The organism is Posidoniimonas polymericola (assembly GCF_007859935.1).
Lineage (GTDB): Bacteria > Planctomycetota > Planctomycetia > Pirellulales > Lacipirellulaceae > Posidoniimonas > Posidoniimonas polymericola.
This window is the reverse complement of sequence record NZ_SJPO01000014.1, coordinates 128,469-151,198: the sequence shown is the minus strand read 5'-3', so window position 1 is coordinate 151,198 and position 22,730 is coordinate 128,469. Positions and strand designations below refer to the sequence as shown.

Genomic DNA, 22,730 nt, shown 5'->3' with positions numbered 1-22,730 from the left:
ATCTTCCACACCGCCTCTAAGGCGACCAAGCCACCGCATCAAGACCAATCTTACTACTGTCAGAGGGTTAACGGCGTAACATGGCACCCGGCTCATCACTCGTCGAATGGTCAACAATGAGCATGGATACTGTACGCTTGCGGCGTCTCAGTGCCGGTCAGGTTCGCCGCGCGTTTCCGTAGGCCTTCGCCTTGTAGCAAGCGGCGGCCGCAAACACCAGCAGGAATGCGCTAGGTTCTGGAACCACGGCGGCCACTCGGAATCCGGTCCTGTTGCCGGTCGAGGCGTGGTTGAGAGACAGGTGAAACGCAGAAGAAATATCCACGGCCAAGCCAGTGTCGAAGCTGCCACCGCGGACAAGGCGGCTACTACTGCCCAGAGAGAAGGTTTCGAGGAATTCTTCGGCGTTACCGCTTTGATCGTACGTGCCGTAATAGCTCTCGCTCATCGGACCGGCGCTTCCAACGGTCGTCACGCTTCCTCGCGTCAGATCGGTGGTCAAGCTGGGATTGACCCAGTCCGCACCGCGATCGTAGTTGGCGATGTTCGTGCCGGGATTAGAAATATCGCCATTAGAGTTGGCCGTCGCAACGGTTGGGCCAAGGTCGCTGTGGGTGGCATAGTCGAAGTAACCGCCCGATCCGCCGTTGAGCGTCGGATCGTAGTAGGCAGCCTTGTACCATTCGTCCTCTGAGGGAAGAAACCAGCGCGCGCCCGCGATTCGCGTAATGGAGTTGCCGTTGCTAGGAATCGGCGTTCCGCCGGTAAGCAAATAGGCGCCGGTCTCCGTGTCGCCGTTGCCTTGACCGTTGTGGAGCCAGTTGGTGAAACGGAGCGCACTGTACCAAGATAGCCAAATCACCGGCTTGTCGGCCATGTTCTGCTTGACCGAGTAAGTAAAACTGCCGCTGGAGCCGTTCTGCGTGATGCCACCGCGGATATCTGCGTCCATCACGGAGTTGTAGAGCGCGAGCGGATCGCTGGCGGCTTTGGCGTTGAGGAATTCCGCGTACTGGGAATTTGTCACTTCGTATGTACCGATGCGGTAATCATAGTTCACAGCGCCGAAGGTTCCCTGCCCTTTGACTTCGCCAGCGTTGCCTGGGTCACCGACCGACACAGTATCGATCATGACTGCCGAGACCGCAGGCGAGCAGAGCAAAGACAAGACCGCAGCAAGCGCGAAGCGCGGCATCAGGATGCAACTCATGAGCTGAACCTCCTCAAATGTCTAGGAGTAGAGCGCGGAGACGAGCGAGCTCCGAACGGAGCAATTTGGGCTCGCCACCGGAGTGCGTGCACGCACAGCAGGATACCCGTTCTGCGCGACGAAAGAAAGAAAATAAGTCTACTACGCCTTGTTACCCGCTTGCTGAGGGGAACTGCCAGGCGCCATGCTCACGCTCTTGTGGGCATGCGATCACCCGCCGTCGACGCGTGCGGTGAGAATGAACGAACCCGGTTCCCGAAGTCGGGAACCGGGCCGCCAGTTCTTTAGACTAGGCGCGGACTACTCCTCGCCCTCGTCTTCACCAGCCTCCAGCCGCACCATCAGGTAGGTCTCGGTCTGGTCGCCGCCAAAGTGCACCAGCACCGGGACTTCTTCTTGGGTGAGGTTGTACAGGCCGGTCTCGGCGACGAGCTCCTCGTTCTCGCCGAAGCGGATCGCGACGCGTTGGGTCTCCGGGTCGACGCGGCCCTGCACGGCCTGGGCCTGGTCGGCGTCGACGTTGTAGAGCGTGCCGCTCACGACGCCCTCGCGGTTGACGGCGAGCTGCACCGTGAGGTTCGGGTCGGTGTCGCGCTCGTCGGTCGACACGGCGAACGTGCCGAGCGCCATCCACTCGGCCTCTTCGGCTGCTTCGGCCGACTCGGGCGGCTCGACCGTGGCGAGCTCCATCGCGGACGCGGCGAACTCCTCGGCCGTGCCGACCTCGGTCCCGCCGAGGTAGACCGAGTTGTCCTGGTACACCACGTTGCCGTCCGAGCCGTAGTCGTAGTAGATCGGCTCCGACAGTGTCGTCGCCGGCGTGGACCAGGTGAACCAGTTGTTGTAGGCCGCCCAGGTCGGCACGCCCCACCAGTAGTTCCAGCGGTAGGGGCGCGTCGCGTAGTGGTAGTGCCAGCCCCCCAGCGGCGGGCGGTGGTACGCCCACCAGCCGCTGTTGAACCAGTACTGGTGCTGGTGGTAATGGTTCCAGTGGTGGCGGACGCCGGTCCCCCAGCCGTTCCAGTAGCCCAGGCGGTTGTCGGCCGGGCGGCGCCAGCCGGGGTTCACCGGGCGGGTAATCGCGTTGTTCCAGCGGTTGTTGACGTTCGTGTAGTAGTTGTTGCCAATGTTCGACCAGCTCGGCCGTTGGTTGATGACGTTGTTGCTGGGCCAATTTCCGTAGCTGGGCCGATTGCCGTAGCCTGGCCGCCCGCCCCCGCTGCCGGGACGCACGACCGGCCGGTCGGGGCGTCCGCCGCCAGGGCGGTCGACGATGCCGTTGCCGGGGCGGTTTCCATCGCCCGGGCGGTTGCCCTGTCCGGGACGATTGCCTTGGCCGGGCCGGTTGCCTTGGCCGGGCCGGTCGCCGACGCCGCCGGGCACACGGCCGGGCAGGGTCGTCGGGCGTTCGGGGCGGACCGGCTTGCCGATCCCCAGGAAATCGCCGACGTCACCCGGCGAGGGGCGGGTCCCCGGCCGGTTGCCCGGCTTGGCGCCTGGCTTGGTCGACGGGCGATGGACGCCCCCTGGCAGGCTGGTCGGTGGTTTGGCGCCGGGACGACCCACCGAGCCGCCGCTGCCTTGCCCCGGGGGTCTCGGCGGGCGTGATGATGGCCGGGTCGACGGGCGAGTGGCGGGCTTGGTCTGTGGCGGGCTAGGGAGGCGGTTGTTCGGTCTGGTGGTGGGGCGGGCCGACGGCGCCGCGGGGAGACGGCCGGGCTGGGTTGATGGCTTGATTGCGCCGCTGGGTTGCCCGGTGCTGGGTCGCCCCGTATTGGGCCGTCCTGTATTGGGCCGAGTCACGTTGGGGCGTTGCGTCATAGACGGCGTCGATGGCCGCGTGCTGGGGCGGCTGATGCTCGGCGCGCGGCCGCCGCTCGGGGCTCTATTTGCGCTGGGCATCCGGCTTGGCGCGCGGCCGCCGCCGGGAGCACTAATGGCGGGGCGACCGCCGCCACCGCCGCGGGAAACGCCTCCGCCGCCACGACCACCGCCACCACCCCCACCGCGTCGGCCGACGGCGGAGCACGCGTCAGGCATTGCGAGGGCGAGCGCCAGGGCGACCGCTGCTAGTTTGATTGGGGTGTTCACGGCTGCGCCTCCTGCTCGGTCGTCAACGCGGCGTCGGGCGCCCGCCGTACGGTGATCGGCTCGGTCGAGGGCAGGGGAGCGCCGTCCTCGGTGCGGCCGATCTTTTGGACCTCCAGGGTCTGCTCGTCGACCGGCCGGATCACCTGCGTGTAGGTCGAGACCACGCCGTCGCTGTGCACGTCGGTCGACTTGAGCAGCCACTCGTCGCCGCTGCGCGAGGCGACCCCTTCGCCGAACGAGCCGTCGGAGTTGAAGCTCCAGGTGCGGAACGACTTGTCGAGCGGGTGCCAGCCGATGACCTGCGTCCCTTCGAACGACCCGCCGTCGTCGTACTCGGCGCGGTACGACCGGATCAGGAACGCCTTGTTCGGCGACCACCGCACCGTCGTGTCGACCGCCACGCCCTCGGTGTCGTCCTGCCAGCGGCCGATCAGCCAGCTCAGCTCCTCGAGCGCCGTCGCCGACGACTCGGGCGTCGGCAGGGGGCGTTCGCCCGAGCTCTCCAGCAGCCACTGGCCGCCGGTCTTCGCCATCACTGCGGTGAACGCCGAAGGGGTCGGCTCGGTCTCGGGGAGGAACAGCGTGGCCACGCCCTCGGCGATCGCCACCTCGGGGTGGACGGACCGCACCTCGGTCACCTCGCCGGTGAGCTTGGCCGCGGGGTTGTCGGAGAAGAACGCCGCGAGGTCGTCGCGGATGGCGTCACGGCCGGTCACCCGTTCGCCGGTCTCTTCGTTGGTCGACACCCCGTCTTCTGCCCAGAACGCGGCGACCGCGTCGGCGTCGTGGTCGTTGAAGGCGGTGAGGTACGCGCTGAGGCGTTCCGACACGGCGTCGGCCACGCCGGCAGCGGAGTTGTCATCGGCCGCCGCGGCGTGGCAAAAGAACGACAAGGGCGTCAGCGCCAGCAGCGCAGCGGAGAAGAGGCGTTTCATTGCGAGAATCCCAGTAGGAGGCGTCCGCCGTAGCTCGGCGGTTAGCCGGATTCTCGCCGCCGATCGTCGGCGTGTCAAACTTTGCGGGCACGCAAGCCCCCGTAGCGTCGGGCCAGCAGCCGACGCCGATCGGGGAAGTTAAGGCACAAAACCATGCCGCGGCGCTAATTCACCGGGTGGGATGGGAAACGGGACTCGAAGCGGTGCTCGCCCGCTGCGAGGGTCACCGGCTCGCGGCCGTCGGGGAATTCGACCGTGGCGGTCGTGTTGGGCGGCACCACAATTTCCATCACGACCCGGTCGCCCTGCTTCTCCCACGCGCTGGCGGCTCGGCCGTAGGGGGTCTCGATCTCGGCCTGGGCCGAGTCGAGCTGGTCGCCGATCAGCGGCCGGACAAAGAAGTGCTTGTACCCCGGGTGTGCGGGGTCGATCGCCAGGCCGGCCACCCGCTCGTACATCCACTGGCCGATCGCCCCGTAGGCGTAGTGGTTGAACGAGTTCATGCCGGGGTCGCCGAAACCTTTATCCCGCGTGTAGCTGTTCCACCGCTCCCACATGGTCGTGGCGCCCTGATTGATCGAGTAGAACCACGAGGGGTAGGTCTCCTTGAACAGCAGGTCGTAGGCCAGGTCGGGGCGGCCGATGTCGTCGAGCGTCTTGGTGAGGTAGGGCGTTCCCAGGAAGCCCGTGCGGAGGTGCCCGTCGGCCTCCTCGATCAGCCGCACCAGGTGCTTGCCGACCTTGGCCCGCGATTCCTCGGGGACCAGCTCGAACGCGAGCGTCAGCACGTAGGCGGTCTGCGTTTCCGGGGCGTTCTGCAGCTTGCCCCCGCTGTCGAGGTAGTAAGCGGCGAACGCCTGCTTGATCTTGGCGGCCTCGTCGGCGTAGCGGCGGGCGTCCTCCTCGCGGCCGAGGACCCGGGCGGAGTTGGCCAGGATCTCGGTGCTGTGGGCGTGGAACGCGGCGCCGAGCAGCGCGTGCGGCGTGTCGCCCTTGGTGCGGTCGGAGTACGGCTGCAGCCAGTCGCCGTAGCCCTTGATGTTGGGCGACAGCCAGTCGACCGACTGCTGGCGGTACCAGCCGACAAACTTCTCCATCATCTCGTAGTTCTCCGACAGCACCTCCTTGTCGCCGGTCCGCAGGTAGACCTCCCACGGGATCATCGTCGCGGCGTCCTGCCAGCCGGGGCTGTCGCCGCCGCGCAGGACGTCGGGGATAACGTGCGGGACGCGGCCGTCGGGGAACTGGTCGTCCCGCATGGAGCCGAGCCAGCTCTTCCAGAACGCCAGGCAGTCGTAGTTGAGCATCGCCGTGGGGCAGAACGCCTGCGCGTCGCCGGTCCAGCCGAGCCGCTCGTCGCGCTGCGGGCAGTCGGTGGGGATGTCGACCGAGTTGCCCCGCCAGCCCCACAGGATGTTGCTCTGCAGCTGGTTGAGCTTCGCGTGCGACGACTTAAACTCGCCGATCGGCTTCAGGTCCGAGTGGGTCACGACGCCGGTTACCCAGTCCTTGCGCGGCGCGACGCCGTCGGGCAGGCCCGACAGCTCGACGTAGCGGAAGCCGTGGAAGGTGAACCGCGGCTGCCAGTCGATCACCCCTGATTCGGCGGCGGTGTACGAGTCGACCGACTTGGCGTTGCGGTAGTTGACGGTGTAGAGCGTGCCGTCGTCGTTGAGCATCTCGGCGAAGCGAATCGTGATCTGCTGGTCTTTCTCGACCGGCATCTGCAGCCGCGCCCAGCCAACCATGTTCTGCCCGAGGTCGAACACGAAGCGTCCCGGCTCCGGCTCGGTGATCTGCTGGGCGGCGAGGGTTCGCGTCTCGCGGACCGGGGCGAACGGCTTGGGTATCAGCTGCTGCTCGCCGAGATCCGCGTTGGCCACGACCGGGGCCCAGGAGATCTTGGTGTCGCGGGCGTCGTACTCCTCTCCGTCGTAGATGCTGGAGGTCTGCACGGGGCCGCCGAACGCGCCCTCCCAGCCGCCGTCCGACACGACCGACTCGGTCGAGCCGTCGTCGTAGGTGACTTCCAGCTGCAGCAGCAGTTCGGGGTGCTTGCCGTAGAAGCCCTGCTTGCCGGCGGTCCAGGTCAGCCGGCCGGCGTACCAGCCGTAGCCGAGCAGCGACTCAAGCGAGTTCTCGCCCTTTCGCAGGTGGTCGGTGACGTCGTAGGTCACGGTGTCGATGCGGTTGTGGTAAGGGGTCCAGCCATTAGCAAAGTGGTCGTTGCCGACCCGCTGGCCGTTCAGGCTGACTTCAAACAACCCCCGGGCCGTGACGTACAGCCGCGCCCGGTCGACCGACTTGGCGACCGAGAATTCGCGCCGCAGCACGCCGACCGGTTCCCCGAGCAGGCGAGAGGGCGGGAAGCTGGCGGGCCGGTTCTCTGGGTAGGTCACGGTCTTGGCGACGCCGGCGTGCTTGTACTCAATCAGTAGCTCTTTCGGTTCCAGGCGCGCGGGGTCGCTCCCCATGGCGTCGTTGGTGACCGAGAAGCCGTCCGGTTGCTCGCGCACAATCGCCGTGACGTCGATGTTCTTGTCTGGGTTGGCAACCGAACGGTAGACCGCCCTGACGAGCTCGTAGTCGCCCGCGTTGTGTTCCTCCTCGGTGGTAGGGCGGATCCATTGGGCTTGCCAGTCGGCGGCCGTGAGCAGGCCGAGCTCGAAGTTGGCCGGCTCGCTCCAGCCAGAATCGGCGCCGTCCTGGTCGCGGACGCGCACCCGCCACTCGACCCGCTGCCGCGACTCCAGCGGCTCGCCCCCGTACGGCACAAAGGTCGACTGCGCCGACTCGACCCACCCGCTGTCCCACCGGGATTCGCCGGAGGTCGCCTCGATCCGGTAGGCGGATTGCGACTCCACACCCGCCGGAAGCTTCCAGGAGAAGGCCGGCGTGGCGTCGTGGTAGCCGATCGGATTGGTGAAGCCCTCACCAACGGACAGCGACTCTGGCGGGGTCGCGAAGACCTGACAGGCAGCGAGGAGCAATGCGGCCGGGGCGAGAAGAAGCTTCATTGTTATCGACTCTCGGATACTGGTCGGGATGCTAGGCAGCTAGCGCCAGGCACGGGCACGGCAAACGCCTCGAGGGCGTGCCGGCCGGAGGATTCGTCATGCGGCCCGCGCCCCGGCGTAATGAGGAAACGGTAGGAGAGCTAGTCTACCGCGATCGGGAGCCGCGACGCAAAGCAGCCCTGCGGCGTCCTTGCCGCCGATGAAATGCGGTGGTCTCGGATCCAGAGCCAGCGGTAGGGCCGACAATCGAGAGGTCGAAAGCTCGAGTCGCACGCCTATTCAGGCTAAGTCCGCTCAGCTCGGCCGCGGTCGGCCTCGACGGACGGACGCAGGCGTTCAACGCAAACACCGCTTGCGTTAATCGGCCGCGGCGGGGCGTAAATGGGCCGCTTGGTGGTTCACGCAAATGGCGGGGCGCCCCCAAAAAAGAAGCAGCCCCTAGCGGACACGATGCCAGCATGCGAGTGCAGTTGAAGGGGCCCCGAATGCAGCCATCGGCGGTCGCCGGTTGCAAGCGCGGCGCCCAGGCTCGCAAGTTGGTGCGAGTTGCTGTAAGTACTGGAATCAAGGGCCGTTCAGAGCGGCTGCCTTCTATTGAGTCATTGGCTTCGACTGTGTTGACACCTTAGTTTTAGGTGGTGACAATCGACCGCATAACTAACCTTTTCTTTAGACTCCGCTTTTCAGATTTGCTGTCGTTTGTCGGCCGAGCGGTGACGCAAGGCTGCTCACTAACGCGCTATCAAGCGCCCGCGTCGTGGTTGGCTGTCGCCAATCGTTGTCGTCTTTTAGAACAGAAAACTACTACGTCGTCCGCGCCTGCCGTCCATCGACTTGGATGGGTGGGGCAGACAGGCTCGGCGACCGTTTCGTCCGCACTTTCAGCGACCCTTATCACGTTTCTTGGTTACTGGTTGGTCTTGCTTTTCGCAGGGCTAGCACTGAGGAGAACTCATGACTTGCACCTCGAGATTCCTATTCGCTTCAGCGGCTGTCTGCCTGTTGGCGGCGGCGCCCAGCGCCAACGCGGCGGTCATCACCGCGACGGACGCCGCCTGGCCGACCGGCGGCGTGCAGACCGTCGACGCCAACAATAACTCGCCCGGCGCGCGTGGCGTTAACACCGCCCGCATCAACCGCCAGAGCTTCGTTGTCGGCAGCGCGATCACGGTTGAGAAGATTTACCTGTCCTCCAATGGCTATGAGAATCAACCCCTGACGGTCGGCGTGTACGCTATCGCCGACCCACTAGATGGCGCCTCGATTGCCGACGAAACCAGCCCGATTGGAGCCCTGATCAACGTGCCCGCTTTGGGCGCCAGCGGTGGGGCCGGCAACATCGAGATCTTGCTCGACGCGTCGGAACAGTTCTCGCTCAGCCCCGGGGCTTACGCGCTGAGCGTGCAGGGCGCCGACCCCGCCGGCGGCACCGCGTTTCTGTGGAACCACTCGAACGACGGGACCGACCTCTACACGGCCGGCATGTACCGCCGCGACGACGGCAGCACCTCGTCAACGCGTGACTTTGGCCTGGCCCTGACCGGCGCGGTCCCCGAACCTGCCTCGCTCCTGCTGACGCTGCTCGGCGTCGTGGGCGTGGGGACGCGTCGCGGTCGCGGCTAGCCTGCCGACGCGGCGTTTTTACCCTACTCCGGATGGTTGCGTCCGGACTCAATTTGACTCGCAAAACCGCTTGGGCGGCCCGGCAAACGGCGGGCCGCCCAAGCGAGCTTGATTACCAAGGCAGCGGCAACAACAGGATTCTTTCATGATCAACTCCGCACTTCGTCTGATAGAACTCGTCCGTCGGCATGGGATTGCCGTCGGCGCCGCCGCCGCACTCGCCGCCACGGCGCCCTCGGCCCACGCGTTGGTTACGCTCAGCGCCGACCCTGCCGTGCCGACCGGCGCAGTGGTCGAGACCCTCAACCCAGAGAACTTCAGCCCGGCCAGCCGCGGTATCGCGGGGACGCGCCAGCTGCGGATGACCTTCCAGAACCCGACCGAGTTTGTGGTTGGCGAGATCATTCTGGCCGTCGACCTCAACGGCAACGATGGCGGCATGGTGCTTGACTTCTATGAGGTAGAGGACGTGAACGCCAGCGGCTGGGCGCCGATCGGCGACCCGCTAGAAACCATCACGCTGGGGCTCGACGTGGACCTCCCGGCGACGACCGAACGTCTGAGCCTGGCGTTGACCGAGAGCAATCTATTCACGCTCCCCGCGCGGAATACCGACGCGCAGGGCTACGGCATTGAGATCTCAAACCTTGACCAGGCGACTAGTCTGGGGCTTCTACGCCACTCGAACAGCGGCGCCGACGAGTTCATCGGCGGCACCTACTACGACGAGTCTGGCGGGGCGCCCGCCAGCGGCACCCGCGACTGGGGCATCTGGCTGCTCGAAACGAACGAAGCTCCGCCGGTTCCCGGCGACACCGACGGCGACATGGTCGTGGAGCTGTTCGACGATCTCGACCCGATCCGCACCAACTACTTGCAGCCGGTTACTTTCCGCTCAGAAGGCGACCTCAACGGCGACGAGTTCGTCGACTTCGCCGACTTCCGCCAGTGGAAGGACGCCTACCTTGCGACCGGCGCCACGATCAGCGCTTCCGACATCGCCTTCCTGAACGTCCCCGAGCCCTCGGCGGTGTGCCTGCTGCTGATGGGACTCTCCGCCGCGGCCCGCCGCCGCTCGCGGGGCTAGCCGCCGCCCGCTCAGCCGTACCACCACGCACACCAGCGATTAACTTCTAGGAGTTTCTGATGACCTCAATCTGGCGCCTACTTCAGAGGCTGACCATCACGTGTCTCGTCGGCGCGACTTTCGCCGCCGGATCGTCTGCCCTGGCCGTTGTCAGCCTGACGGCGGACCCCGCGTTCCCGGACTTCCCGTCGATCTTCACGGTGAACCCGCTCGCCGGCACGACTGCGTCGCGCAACGTGGCCGCCGACCGCATGCTGCGGCAGACCTTCAAGAACCCCGCCACGTTTGACGTTGGGCAGATCATTGTCGGCCTGGACGTCCAGGACGCGAACGGCGGCCTGGTGCTGAACCTCTACGAGGTTGACGACGTGAACGCCTCGCCGTGGTCGCCCGGCGCCCTGGTCACTACCTTTAGCTTCCCCACCACGATCGACACCGACGAGCGGATCGGCGTGTCGCTGACCGCCGGCGACATCTTTGAGCTGCCGGCCCGCTTCGAGGGGACCACCGGCTACGGCCTGGAGATCAGCAACTTTGACGCCACGACCAACATCGGGGCCCTGGTCCACACGCTGAACACCGGCGACCTCTACGCCGACGGAGCCTTCTACACCGAGTCGGGCGGCTTCTCCGGCAGCGGCGACCGCGACATCGCGGTCGCGTTCGCCTCGGCGACCGCCGGCCCCTCGACCCCGGGCGACGTCGACGGCGACGGCGACGTCGACGCCTTCGAGCTCGACGGCGACATGATCAGCGACCTCGACATCATCGCCGCCAACTTCCGCAGCACCGGCGCGGTCCGCACCACCGGCGACCTGACCGGCGACGGCCGGGTCGACCTGTTCGACTTCCGCGAGTGGAAGTCGAACTTCCCGGGCGCCGTGACGCCGGCGATGCTCGCTTCGTTGGGCATTCCTGAGCCGACAAGCCTCGCGACCGCCCTGGTCGCGGTCGCCGCGATTGGCGCCCGTCGCGGCCGGAGAGAGGGGACCGCCTGAAACCCCTGCTCGCCGTTCCGCACGCTCATCTGAATACCAACCTTGAAGGCCTGACTGCCATGAGACTCTCCCTAAAGACTGCAGCTACACTCCTCGCCGGGCTGGCGTTGGTCGGCGCCGCCCAGGCCCAGACCGACGTTGTCTTCCAGCCCGCCAGCGGGGACTACTTTGTCGACGACAACTGGCTGGACCCGTTCGAGAACATGTTTGTGCCGAGCGCCGGATTCAACGAACGCGCCGTGATCGACGACGGCCGCCTGGCCTTTGTGCAGACCGACGGCGGCACGTCGCCCGGCCAGGTCGCGCTCGGCACGACAATCGCCGACACCGGGACCCTCGAGGTCCGCAGCGGAGGCGTGCTGGCCGTGGCGACGGCGGACCTGTGGAACGGCGGCATCAGCGTCGGCCCGTCCGGCGTCGGCGTCGTGACGGTGCTTCCAGGCGGCACGCTCACCGCCCAGGGGCCGCTCACCACGGGCGTCAACGCGGCCAACACCATCACCGTGGGCGCCGCGTCCGGCGCCGGCACGGCGACCCTGACCCCCAACGCCGCGGTCCTCAACGGCACGACCCAGGTCTACCCCAACGCCGACTTCAGCACCACCACGACGCTCAATTTCGGCGCCGGCTCGAACTACCAGGTCGAGGTGAGCGGCGCGAGCAGCGGCATGATCAGCGCCGGTGAAACCGCCACCCTCGGCGGCACGCTGACGATGAACTTCGATGCGGCGCCGTCGATCGGCAGCAGCTGGACCGTGCTCGAGGCCAACGCGTTCAGCGGGGCCTTCAGCAACCTGGAGTCTTCCTCGCCGCTGCCGTTCGGCCAGAAGCTCATCCTCAGCACCGCCGACGTCGCTAGCCGGGTGCAGGCCAACGTGAGCCTCGAAGAGGTGCTCGTGATGGAGGTCAACCGCGACACCGGGGTCGCCACGATCACGCAGCCCGGCGGCTCGACCCTTTCGATGGACAGCTACTTCCTCGCGTCGGACGGCGTTGGCGCCCTGCGTAGCAGCGGCTGGTCGAGCCTTAATGGGCGGCCCGGCTTCGGGTCGGACTGGATCCCGGTCGCGGCCGACGCGAACACCGTCGGCGAGCTCAAGGCCTCCGGCGAAGTCACCTTCGCGTCCGGCGCGTCGACCTCGCTCGGCTCGGTCTACAACCCGTTCGCGGGCGGCTTTGGCGAGTCCGCCGAGGACCTGCAGTTTACCTACTCACGCGCGTCGGACGGCGCCATCATCAACGGCGTGGTCAGCTACACCGGCACGGCAGTCAACACGCTGCTGCTGCAGGTCGACCCGGTCACCGGCGAGGCCTACCTCCGAAACACGTCCGGCTCGGCCGTCCAGATCGACGGCTACCACGTGCAGTCCGACTCGCAGTCGCTCTCGTCGGCGGGCTGGAGCAGCCTCGACGACCAGGAGGTCGAGGGCAGCGGCTCGTGGCTCGAACTGCTGAGCGTCGACAGCTCGCTGGTCGGCGAGTTCGCGATCAATGCGGGCGGCACCGAGATCGCCCCCGGCGACGCGATGAACCTGGGCAACGTGTACGTCGGCGACGGCTCCGGCTCGCGTGACCTGGAGTTCGAGTTCCTGCTGCTCGGCCAAGAGCAGGGGGTGTCGGGCGCCGTGATCTACGAGGCGTTCGCCGGCGCCGCCCTGTTCGGCGACTTCAACGATGACGGCCTCGTGAACGGCGCCGACTACACGATCTGGCGCGACAACCTGGGCCAGAGCGACAGCGTGCTGAACGGCAACGGCTCGAATGACGCCAGCGGCAACGTAGTCCAGGCGGACTACTTCCTTTGGCGGAATCACTACGGCATCTCGAACGCCAGCGCTGGTTCGGCGGCCGCCGCGGCGGCGCCCGAGCCGACCGCCATGCTGCTGGGCCTGATCGCGGCCGCGCCGCTTGTCTCACGCCGCCGCAAGGCGGCCTGAGCCCCTTACTATCGACCCCAGGCGAGAGGCAGAGAACGGCAGGACCCGCAGTCCTTTGCGTCGCGTGCTGCCCGACTTACAGGAGGTGAAAGTCATGAGATTGAAAGCGAGTCGACGTCGGCCCGGCGGCTTTACGCTGGTAGAGCTGCTGGTGGTGATCGCCATCATCGGCGTGCTGATCGCGCTGCTGCTGCCCGCCGTGCAGTCGGCCCGCGAGGCCGCCCGCCGCAACCAGTGCCTGAACAACTGCAAGCAGATGGGCCTGGCGATCCACAACTACCACGACACCTCGAAATACCTGCCGCCCAGCCGGGTGCGGGACCAGTACCTGACGTGGGCCGGGATTATCCTCGATTACATGGAAGAGGGGAACATCGCCGATCAGGTCGACCTGACCAAGCGATTTGACGACCAACCCCAAGTCTTCCGCGAGTCGGTGATTCCCGTGTACCACTGCCCGTCACGTGGCAGGGACGGAGACCTCACAATCCCCCGCGGACAGCAGATCCCCGTGTCCGGATCCAACGCCGCTGGGGACCCGATTGGCATTCGCGGTGACTACGCGTGCGTGTCGAGCACATTCCGTTCCAGCAGCCAATCGTCGATGGATCAGTACTTCGACGGCGCCATTGTCCTGCCAAAGCGCAACGATACGAGTGGAAACTTCAAGGGCCGCACCAGTTTCAAGAAGCTCGTCGACGGCCTGTCGAACACCTTCTTAGTGTCCGAGAACTCGTACTGGATGTCGGCCCGGGCGTCGATCTACGACGGCGATGACAACCCAGGCGGCATCATGGGCCGAGCTGATATCAACATAGTCAAGGCAGCATTGCCGAACGGTGGTCGCGGCATTAACCTCGGCCAGCGGCAGGGCGGCGCCATCGCCCAGTCGCCGGTGGATGTCATCGTTGACGGCCGGCCCTGCTGGTTTGGCTCCGACCACCCCCAGGTCATGATCGTCACGCTCGCCGACGGCAGCGGCCGGTCGATGAGCAAGGGCACTGAACTCGAGATCCTCGAGGCCTTCGTGACCCGCAACGGGCAGGAGGTCGTCAATCTGGGGGACCTCTGAGCGACCCCAGGCAGACGCCTAGCTCAAGCGACACACGGCCCCCCGGTGAGTCATCGCCGTGGGGCTTTCCGGTTGGAGTGCGGGCCGGCAGGCGCCTGGAGCAAGCATCCTCGCACATTGACGCCTCTGAACGCCACCCGGCCGACGGGCCTCGAGTCCGTTGCAAGGATCAGCGCAACCGCTTACATTGCAACGGTTTGAGAGCGAGCCCCCGTAGCTCAGGGGATAGAGCATCGGTTTCCTAAACCGTGTGTCGCAGGTTCGAATCCTGCCGGGGGCGCTTCCTGCGGGGCTGCTCGCTGCGCCCTAGTCGGCCAGCACGAACTGGCAGCCGTAGTCGTAGAAGCGGCTGAGCGGTTCGCACCGCATCACCTTGCTGACGACCTCGATCTCGCGGAACGGCAGGGTCTGGCACGACCATTTCAGCGCCAAGTACTCGGACGAGGACGCCCTGGTGTGCAGCAGCCGGACGCCCGACTCCGAGACGTCGCGGAGTGCGAGGCTGAAGGGCTGGCCGCACCGGACGAAGTGGCGGGTCACCGGGACGGCGAGCGCCACCGCCTTGACCCGGGCGCGTTCGCGGCGCCGCTTCATGACTTCCGCGGCCCTGGCTTTCTTGCTGCCGTTGGGGGCGTTCTGCTCTGCGAGCGCCTCTTCCTCTTCCAGCCGGATGATGTAGTCGTTGACCGCCGAGGGAGGATCAATCAGGGCCTCGTCGACCTCGAAGATGCCCTCAAGCCGTTCGGCAAACATCTCGCTCAGCTCGGTCAGGGAGATCTCGATCTTGGAGAGCAGCAGCTGGCTCTTGGGGCTCTCGATGTCGTCGTCGTCGACAAAGGCCGGGTCGATGAGCGAGGCGACCCGCGAGGCGAGCTCGTCGAAGTCGATCGGCTTGTGCAGCACCTCGTCGACGCCGCGGTGACGCAGGTCTTCCACCAGGCGGGGCTCGGCCAGGCCGGTCAGAACGATGATCTTGGGGCGGTTCGGCCAGGCCAGCAGCTCGGCGGCCAGCGAGTGCCCGTGGCAGCGGGGCATCCGCAGGTCGGTGATGACGGCATCGTACGCGTAGCGGCTGGCGAGGACCAGTGCTTCTTCGCCGTCCGAGGCGACGTCGCACTGCAGCGAACGCTTGGCCAGCGAGCGCGACGCCAGGTCGCGCACGTAGGGCTCGTCGTCGACCACCAGGGCTCGGTATCCAGTGAATTCCATAAGGACGCACCTAGGCAAGCTAACGCACAGCTTGGGATGAAAGTTCGGTGACGCGGCCGGCCGGCGACAGGCTGGCATGGATCGCCTGTGAGATTTGGTACGCGTCGAAGGGTTTCAGCAGCACCGCGTCGATGTCGAGCCCGTCCATCCCTCGGTGCGACCGCAGGACGTGCCCCGAGCACATCACGCACGGCAGTTCGGGCAGGAAGCTCCGGGCCTCACGCAGCACCTGCGGGCCGGTAAGCCCGGGCAGAGAGATATCCAGCACGACGGCGTCGAAGGTCTCGCCGCGGGAACGCAGCAGCTCCAGGGCGATGATCCCCGAGTCGGCCACCGTGACCGCGAAGCCACTGGCCTCGAGCATCCGCCGGCCGACTCCCCGGGCCACCGGGTCGTCCTCGACGTACAGCACGCTGCCGCCGTTGGCGGTTGGCGGCGGCTCGGTCGATCCGAGGGCACCGCGTTCCACGGGCAGGTAGATGGCGAAGGTGGTGCCGACATTGACCTGCGTCTGCAGCTCGATGTGGCCCCCGTAGCCCTCGACCGTCCCCAGCACCGATGGCAGCCCGAGGCCCGTCCCCTTGCCGATCTCCTTGGTGGTGTAGAACGGCTGGAAGACCTTATCGCGGTGGTGCTCGGGGATGCCCGAGCCGGTGTCGCTGACGACAATGCGGGCGTACGGGCCCGGTTTGAGTTCCCCGATTGAAGCTCCGTGCTCTGCGCTGAGCTCGAACAGCTCGGTGCGGACCAGCAACTCGCCCCCAGAGGGCATGGCGTCCCGGGCGTTGATGCAGAGGTTCAGCAGCGACTGACGCAGCGAGGTCTCGTCGCCTCGGACCATCAGGGTTTGTTCGCAGAGGTCGCTGCGGAAGCTGAGGTCGCCGCCGATAATGGGCCGCACCAGATCCACCAGCCCGAGCACGGTCTCGTGCAGGTCGATCAGGTGCTCCGGCTGCTCCTCGGCGCCCGCGAAGTCGAGCAGGCGGCGGGTCAGCAGCGCTGCGCGGTCGACCGCCTCGGTCGCCTTGCAGAGGTCGTCGAAGGCCTCGAGCTCGGGGTCGAGGCTGCCGGCCGCGAATGAGATGTAGCCGCGGATCGCCTGCAGCAGGTTGTTGAACTCGTGCGAAATGCCGCTCGCCAGGCAGTCGAGGGCGTCCATCCGCTGCCGCCGGAACAGCCGGCGTTCGCGTTCGCGGTTCGCCTCGGCGCTGAGTTTGAAATCAGTAATGTCTTTGATCGAGCCGGACAGGGAGAACGGCTTGTCCGACGCGTCCTTGTAGACCAGTGCGTGGGCGCGGAACCAGCGGAACTCGCCGATGCTGCTCTGCATGCGGAACTGCAGGTCGAACGGCTTGCAGTCGACGCAGCACGCACGCATCGTCTCCATGGACCGGGGGTAGTCGGACGGGTGGATCAGCGTCGTGAAGTCCTGCGGCGCGCCGGCCCCGTCCTCGGGGAAATCGAGCAACCGCCAGAACTGTGGCGAGGCCCAGGTCTCGCCGTTGGGGCGCCACTCCCACAGTCCGTCGTTGGAGCCCATGAGCGCACGCTCCCAAGGGGCGCTCTGGACCGACGCGCGGCGGAAGCTGGGATTGTTGGTCGGTTCTTGCATAGCGGGCGCCCCTGGTGTGGGGGCTGGCGACTAAAGGACATCGCTTAAGTGGTTTTTCTCGCATAAAAGCCAACTGAATATCTATTAGGTTGGGTTCGGATTTTGCGCGGTTTATTTGGAGGCAAACCACTACAGAATTGCCCGAGTTGGGGCTGCGGTTTTCCGGAGGCGTCTCGGTCCGTTAACGCCTTCAGCGATTCCCCCGGCCATGCGGACGATTGCGGCGGCCGGTGTCTGCGAATGCCTGATTTCGCCACATCGTGTTGCAGTGGTCGTTTCCCGACCTATGTTTTGCCAACGCCCACAGCGTTGCACCGACGACACACCTTGGCAGAAGGGGCATTCCCCCGCCCTCCCACTCTCAACTCCGACGAATGCTATGGTCGCCAGTTCTTCACTACCGTGGATGCTGATCAACTTGCTGTTTGCGGGCCTGGCGCTCGGGATCGGGTTCGTTGCCGGCGCGTTTTTCTACGGCGGTCGGGATCCCAGGGAAGCCAACGAGGACGTCAACGAGCAGGAACGGGCGCTCGAGAAACGAGTCGCCCTCGAGCGGGCATTGCTCGCTACCGGCCAGCTGCACGACCTCGCGACAGGCGTGGCGACGGACGTCGGAAACCACTCCCGCTGCGTGGCGCAGATCTCTGCCGACCTGCGTGAGGCCGAGGACGCCGACGGCGTGATCGATCAGGCAATCGTTTCGACTTCGCTCTCGAAGATCGTCGCCGCCAACGAGCTGCTCCAGAAGAAGCTCGAGAAGGCCGAGAAGCAGATCAAGGCGCAGGCGTCGGAGATCGCGGTCCACGAGAGCGAGGCCCGCACCGACTCGCTCACCGGCCTAGCCAACCGCCGCGCCTTCGACGACGAGCTGGGCCGCCGCTTCGCAGAATGGGAACGCAAAAAGACCCCGTTCTGCCTGGTAATCCTCGACGTCGACCATTTCAAAAACTTCAACGACACCCATGGCCACCAGGCTGGTGACGAGGTCCTGAAGCGGGTCGCCACCTCGATGAAGGCGTCAACCCGCACGATGGACATCCCCTGCCGCTACGGCGGCGAGGAGTTCGCCGTGGTCCTGCCCGCCACCACACTCGACGACGCAATGCCGCTAGCCGAACGCGTGCGGGCCGGCATTGAGAAAGAGCTGATCAAGCACGAGGGCAAGGAGCTCAAGGTCACCGCCAGCATCGGCGTCGCGCAGATCGACCGGATGGACGACGCCAAGAACATCCTGCGTCGCGCGGACGAGTCCCTCTACTGCTCGAAGGACGCCGGTCGCAACTGCGGTTACGCCCACATCGACGGCGAGTGCGTGCCCGTGATGGACAGGATCGCCAAGGGCAAGGTCCTGAAGGCGGGCAAGACCGACAAGTCCGACGGCCAGCTGCTGATCGATCAACTGCCGACGCGGACCATGTTCGTCAATCAGCTGACACAGCGGGTCGCCGAGTCGCAACGCAACGACACCCCGCTCGCCGTGCTCGTGGTTGAGCTGAACAGCATCGCCGAGATCCAATCGAAGTACGGGCAGACCGCCAGCCGGCGGATGCTCGACTCGGTCGCGCAGTTCCTGGTCGGCAGCCTCCGCGAGATGGACGCCATCAGTCTGCTCGAGAACGAACGCTTCGGCGTGATGCTGCCCAACGCAACCGCCGAGGACGCCGAGACGATCGCCCGCCGGGCTAGCTCGGCGTTGTCGATGTGCTCGGTCCCGATGGGCGACACCCTGCTGCAGCTCGACGCCAAGCTCGCGTTCACCTGCATCAAGGAACTCGACACCGCGACCCTGATCTTGAAGCGGGCCGAAGAAGCCGTTGGCGAAGTCGCTGGCAGCTCCGAGCCGCTGCTGGTGTAGCCGCTGCGGACGAGCCAAGCGGGGCGCGGGAGCGACCTCGGCGGACAGGGCAGGGCGGCGTCGCAACAGCAGCCGCCATCGACCAACCAGTCGACTATTCATGACTGCGCGGCGAATGAAGCCGCCACGTAGAGACTGCTCGCACGGAAACCGGCCTTCCGTTGGTGGGCCTCGGTCCATTGGCGGCGCGGCGATCAATAAACGCGTTTTTCTGTGACCACGTTGGCGGCTGATTGCCGGTAGTTCTCGGCAAATCGCTCATGCTTTTCAGGGCTTCGAAAGAAAAGCCTGCGCCCCCTCTTGAGATTGTTTCAGGCTGCGCTATAATCCTGCCGATGCAGTTGATTCCTGAGTTCGCTCAGGGCCAGCAGCATCCTTCTTCGCCCAGTCGAAGAAGGCCCTGTCGAAGGGGTCGCGAACAAAGCCTATGGATTCATTCCAAGGAAGGGTTCGGCTCGCGACAGGGTCCAGCTGGGTGTCCGAGGCCGCGGAAGGGAAAGCCGCTCCAAAACATTTTTGGAATTCTCCCAAAGGGCCTTTGACAAGGAAGTGAGTTGCTGATATTCTTCTCGTTTCCCCAAGCGGGCCTGACGGCCGCCGGGGGTAAGGCCTCCTGAGGCCCTATCCCCGCCAGCCGCTTAACCGCGGGGAAGCGAACCCGGCAGATTGTGGCCGGGGCTTTTGGCAAGGGCCGGTTGCGAGAGCAGCCAGCCGGAGTCAGGGCCAACGCGATCTTTGACAATTTGGTAGAAGCAAGAGTGGCATCTTCGACGGGAAGGTTGCCATGCCTCCCAAGGCATGGCTGTGTTTGCCTTCCCGCCGAGCTCTTAGATTAAAGAAAAGAAGCGTTACTCTCCGTCGGCTGCCAAGCGAAAGCTTGGTGGGGTGGATCATCCCATAGCCGGCGGATTAGTAGTCGATTAAGCCAGTTCTTGATTCAAGTGACACGCGGCGGGCTTGCCCGGCGGGTGAAATGCGATGAGAGAGCTTTGGATTAATGTAGCCAAGCTACTAAGGGCGCATGGGGGATGTCTTGGCATTAAGAGAATGGGCGTGGAAGTCTGCGAAATGCCTGGGGGAGTTGACAAACAAGCGATGATCCCGGGATACCCAATCCAACGCGGTGAACTGAAACATCTAAGTAACCGCAGGAAAAGAAAGAAAAATCGATTTCGTAAGTAGCGGCGAGCGAAAGCGAAACAGCCCAAACCGTGGGGGTCTCCCCCGCGGGGTTGTAGGATCACTCACATGGGAAGTTGTGTGGTAGCAGAACCATCTGGAATGTTGGACCACAGGGGGTGAAAGTCCCGTAAGCGAAACTTACACAACCAACCGAGTGACACCTGAGTAGGTCGGGTCACGTGAAACCCCGACTGAATCCACGGGGACCATCCCGTAAGGCTAAATACTACTTAATGACCGATAGTGAATCAGTATGGCGACTGAAAGATGAAAAGAACCCCGTCGAGGGGAGGTAATGAACCTGAAACCATGCGCTTACAAGCGGTCGGAGCACTATACCTTCGGGGATGTGTGACGGCGTGCCTTTTGCATAATGATCCGGCGAGTTACCGTTTGCGGCTTGGTTAAGGCCTTACGGGCCGAAGCCTCAGGGAAACCGAGTCTTAATAGGGCGCATTGTCGTAGGCGGTAGACGCGAAACCTGGTGAACTACCCATGAGCAGGTTGAAGCGCGGGTTGTACCGCGTGGAGGACCGAACCCACTTAGGTTGAAAACTGAGGGGATGACTTGTGGGGAGGAGTGAAAGTCTAATCAAACCAGGAGATAGCTCGTTCTCTCCGAAATAGCTTTAGGGCTAGCGTCGAGCCACTATGTGTTGGGGGTAGAGATACTGATTTGGTTTGGGGCCCTTCGCGGGGTACCCTGCTGAGCCAAACTCCGAATACCAACATAACTATCTCGGCAGTCAGTCCGCGGGGGATAAGCTTCGCGGTCGAGAGGGAAACAACCCAGACTATCGGTTAAGGTCCCGAAGTCGTACTCAGTCACTAAGGAAGTTGAATTGCTGTGACAACCAGGATGTTGGCTTAGAAGCAGCCATCATTTAAAAAGTGCGTAACAGCTTACTGGTCGAGCATTTCTGCGCCAATAATGAACGGGAGTAAGTACGACACCGAAACCATAGATTTGCCTTCGGGCAAGTGGTAGGAGAGCGCTGTTGGTCAGATACGAGCCGTACCGTAAGGAGCGGTGGTGGGGCCAACAGGTGATTATGCCGGAATGAGTAACGATAAAGCAGGTGAGAATCCTGCTCGCCGAAAGCCTAAGGTTTCCTGGGGAAGGTAATTCCGCCCAGGGTTAGCCGGTTCCTAAGGCGAGGCCGAAAGGCGTAGTCGATGGACAGCAGGTTAATATTCCTGCGCCGCTCGTGTGGACTAAGTGAGGGACGGCGTCCCGATGGTGAGGGCACGATTAGAAATGTGCCTGGCCGCAAGGCTAACCCCGTTTACGTTGGGTATGTCATCTGAAAGACGTCCAAGAAAAGCTCACAAGGGTTGAAGCACGGCGACCGTACTAAAACTGACACAGGTAGGCGAGACGAGTAGTCTAAGGCGCTCGGGAGAACACTGGTTAAGGAACTCTGCAAAATGATCCCGTAAGTTCGCGATAAGGGATGCCAGCTTCGGCTGGCCACAGTAAATCGGTTCCTCCGACTGTTTATCAAAAACACAGGTCTCTGCTAACACGTAAGTGGACGTATAGAGACTGACGCCTGCCCGGTGCTGGTAGGTTAAGGTAGGAAGTTAGTTCATTAGAACGAAGCCTTCGACCGAAGCCCCAGTAAACGGCGGCCGTAACTATGACGGTCCTAAGGTAGCGAAGTTCCTTGTCGGGTAAGTTCCGACCTGCATGAAAGGCGTAACGAGAGGAATACTGTCTCAACCAGTGACCCGGTGAAATTGTAGTCGTGGTGAAGATGCCACGTTCCCGCAGCTAGACGGAAAGACCCCGTGAACCTTTACTGTAGGCTGATATTGGGCTGTGCTATGTACTGTGTAGGATAGGTGGGAGGCGTTGATCCCCGGTCGCTAGATCGGGGGGAGCCGTTGGTGAAATACCACCCTGTTCATGGCTTAGTTCTAACGTTGATTCCTGTGAAGCCAGGCAACGGACAGTGTCAGTTGGGCAGTTTGACTGGGGCGGTCTCCTCCCAAAGAGTAACGGAGGAGCCCAATAGGTACCCTCAGCGTGGTTGGCAATCACGCATCGAGCGTAAAGGTAGAAGGGTGCTAAACTGTGAGACTTATCAGTCGAACAGGTACGAAAGTAGGGCTTAGTGATCCGGTGGTCCCGAATGGAAGGGCCATCGCTCAACAGATAAAAGGTACTCCGGGGATAACAGGCTTATCGCTCCCGAGCGTCCATAGCGGCGGAGCGGTTTGGCACCTCGATGTCGGCTCATCACATCCTGGGGGTGAAGAAGCTCCCAAGGGTTTGGCTGTTCGCCAATGAAAGTGGTACGTGAGCTGGGTTCAGACCGTCGTGAGACAGGTCGGTCCCTATCTACTGTGGGCGTACGAGACTTGAGGAGGTTCATCTTTAGTACGAGAGGATTTGGATGGACGTCCCTCTGGTGTACCAGTTGTCGCGCTAGCGGCACGGCTGGATAGCTAAGGACGGAAAGGATAAACGCTGAAGGCATCTAAGCGTGAAGCCCGCTCCAAGATTAGGTCTCGTTGGGCAATGCCCGAAAGTCCCCTGGAAGACGACCAGGTTGATAGGCCGGATGTGTAAGCGTAGTAATACGTTCAGCTAACCGGTACTAATGGACGAACGCTTGGCTACATTTATCCAAAGCTCTTGAGTCTAGGAGCCGCGGAACAACCCGTTCCGCGGGCGCCACTCTTGCAATACCAAATTAAGCCTAGGCGGGCTTCGCCGCCCCCTAGGTTTTTTCTGGCGACCATATCTGGACGGAAACACCTGTTCCCATTCCGAACACAGTAGTTAAGCTTCCAGAGCCGATGATAGTGCCTACCAGTGCGAAAGTAGGTATCGCCAGGTTTTTTTAACCCTTCTGGGATTCGTCCCAGAAGGGTTTTTTTGTGCGCTAATCGTTCC

12 protein-coding genes, 1 tRNA gene and 2 rRNA genes are annotated in these 22,730 nt (G+C 64.1%); 9 read left to right on the top strand and 6 right to left on the bottom strand.

Going from position 1 to position 22,730, the window contains the following annotated elements; genetic code table 11:
• Window positions 1–157 precede the first annotated feature (157 nt).
• The 4 genes from Pla123a_RS22705 to Pla123a_RS22690 all read right to left on the bottom strand — a co-directional run bounded on the left by Pla123a_RS22705 (window position 158) and on the right by Pla123a_RS22690 (window position 7,253).
• Window positions 158–1,210 (bottom strand): formylglycine-generating enzyme family protein, encoded by a 1,053-nt coding sequence (locus Pla123a_RS22705; RefSeq protein ID WP_146591318.1) that lies wholly within the window; start codon window positions 1,208–1,210, stop codon window positions 158–160.
• Between the two features lie 300 nt (window positions 1,211–1,510).
• Window positions 1,511–2,776, bottom strand: a complete 1,266-nt coding sequence (locus Pla123a_RS22700) for a hypothetical protein (protein WP_197528213.1) — start codon at window positions 2,774–2,776, stop codon at window positions 1,511–1,513.
• Window positions 2,777–3,297: 521 nt separating this feature from the next.
• On the bottom strand, window positions 3,298–4,236 hold the full coding sequence (locus tag Pla123a_RS22695; RefSeq protein ID WP_146591315.1) for a YybH family protein: 939 nt from the start codon (window positions 4,234–4,236) through the stop codon (window positions 3,298–3,300).
• Window positions 4,237–4,400: 164 nt separating this feature from the next.
• Complete coding sequence (locus tag Pla123a_RS22690; protein WP_146591312.1) at window positions 4,401–7,253, bottom strand: family 78 glycoside hydrolase catalytic domain; 2,853 nt, start codon at window positions 7,251–7,253, stop codon at window positions 4,401–4,403.
• Window positions 7,254–8,207: 954 nt separating this feature from the next.
• On the opposite strand from Pla123a_RS22690, the gene Pla123a_RS22685 reads away from it, so the two are divergent.
• The 6 genes from Pla123a_RS22685 (at window position 8,208) to Pla123a_RS22660 (ending at window position 14,250) form a co-directional block, all read left to right on the top strand.
• On the top strand, window positions 8,208–8,876 hold the full coding sequence (locus Pla123a_RS22685) for a PEP-CTERM sorting domain-containing protein (RefSeq protein WP_146591310.1): 669 nt from the start codon (window positions 8,208–8,210) through the stop codon (window positions 8,874–8,876).
• A 145-nt stretch (window positions 8,877–9,021) separates the two neighbouring features.
• On the top strand, window positions 9,022–9,963 hold the full coding sequence (locus Pla123a_RS22680; RefSeq protein WP_146591308.1) for a PEP-CTERM sorting domain-containing protein: 942 nt from the start codon (window positions 9,022–9,024) through the stop codon (window positions 9,961–9,963).
• 59 nt (window positions 9,964–10,022) lie between these two features.
• Window positions 10,023–10,961 carry a hypothetical protein gene (locus tag Pla123a_RS22675; protein WP_146591306.1) on the top strand — a complete coding sequence of 313 codons (939 nt, stop codon included), beginning with the start codon at window positions 10,023–10,025 and terminating at the stop codon, window positions 10,959–10,961.
• A gap of 59 nt (window positions 10,962–11,020) precedes the next feature.
• Complete coding sequence (locus tag Pla123a_RS22670; RefSeq protein WP_146591304.1) at window positions 11,021–12,898, top strand: hypothetical protein; 1,878 nt, start codon at window positions 11,021–11,023, stop codon at window positions 12,896–12,898.
• A 94-nt stretch (window positions 12,899–12,992) separates the two neighbouring features.
• Window positions 12,993–13,970: a DUF1559 domain-containing protein gene (locus Pla123a_RS22665; RefSeq protein ID WP_146591303.1), complete on the top strand. Its 978-nt coding sequence runs from the start codon at window positions 12,993–12,995 to the stop codon at window positions 13,968–13,970.
• A gap of 207 nt (window positions 13,971–14,177) precedes the next feature.
• Window positions 14,178–14,250: transfer RNA gene (locus Pla123a_RS22660), tRNA-Arg, on the top strand.
• Window positions 14,251–14,276: 26 nt separating this feature from the next.
• Here the strand turns inward: Pla123a_RS22660 and Pla123a_RS22655 are convergent.
• Together Pla123a_RS22655 and Pla123a_RS22650 are read right to left on the bottom strand one after the other, a co-directional pair.
• Window positions 14,277–15,179, bottom strand: coding sequence for a response regulator (locus Pla123a_RS22655; RefSeq protein ID WP_197528212.1), 903 nt, complete (start codon window positions 15,177–15,179; stop codon window positions 14,277–14,279).
• A gap of 19 nt (window positions 15,180–15,198) precedes the next feature.
• A complete protein-coding gene (locus Pla123a_RS22650; protein WP_146591299.1) occupies window positions 15,199–16,791 on the bottom strand; it encodes a PAS domain-containing hybrid sensor histidine kinase/response regulator in 1,593 nt (530 codons plus the stop codon).
• 379 nt (window positions 16,792–17,170) lie between these two features.
• On the opposite strand from Pla123a_RS22650, the gene Pla123a_RS22645 reads away from it, so the two are divergent.
• The 3 genes from Pla123a_RS22645 (at window position 17,171) to rrf (ending at window position 22,673) form a co-directional block, all read left to right on the top strand.
• Window positions 17,171–18,646, top strand: coding sequence for a GGDEF domain-containing protein (locus tag Pla123a_RS22645; protein ID WP_197528211.1), 1,476 nt, complete (start codon window positions 17,171–17,173; stop codon window positions 18,644–18,646).
• A gap of 1,001 nt (window positions 18,647–19,647) precedes the next feature.
• Window positions 19,648–22,454: ribosomal RNA gene (locus Pla123a_RS22640) — 23S ribosomal RNA — on the top strand.
• Window positions 22,455–22,564: 110 nt separating this feature from the next.
• A 5S ribosomal RNA gene (rrf, locus tag Pla123a_RS22635) occupies window positions 22,565–22,673 on the top strand.
• Window positions 22,674–22,730: the final 57 nt, after the last annotated feature.